This is a genomic window from Rappaport israeli, from assembly GCF_001888055.1.
Taxonomy (GTDB): Bacteria; Pseudomonadota; Gammaproteobacteria; order Cardiobacteriales; family Cardiobacteriaceae; genus Rappaport; species Rappaport israeli.
Map to the genome: position 1 here is coordinate 1 of NZ_LXHZ01000045.1, position 428 is coordinate 428.

Sequence of the window (428 nt, forward strand, 5' to 3'; positions counted from 1 at the left end):
ATGTTGTATCTCTTTTCTAAGCAATCGCTTAACTCTTTGCTGATATAGCCTCTATCCCCAACCAACAATCCAAACAGTTTGTTTGCCATTTGTCGTAAGCCTTTACGGTCATCAACATTGCCTGGCGTTAGGCAGAAATTGACTAGCTCTCCTACATGATTAAACACTGCATGAAGTTTGAATCCATAGAACCAACCCATGCTGCTTTTGCCACGTTGAGCAATGTTTTTAAACACTTTATGCCTATGAATTCGACGATTGTGGCAAACAGATAAGATGGTGGAATCCACGATACTGATGCCTGTACATTTCCCCATTTGAGTACTGAGAAAAACCAACATAGCAGGTAATGCACGTTGTGCTAATTCGATAAATCGATTGTAGCTTGGCATGGTGGGGAATGCTGTTTTCCAAATGGTTTTAATTTG

Annotated in this window: 1 protein-coding gene; it reads right to left on the reverse strand. The window is 40.4% G+C overall.

Annotated elements, in window-relative coordinates:
- The coding region (locus A5N84_RS09280) for an IS982 family transposase (protein ID WP_233120104.1) at positions 1 to 428 on the reverse strand (428 nt) is incomplete at both ends.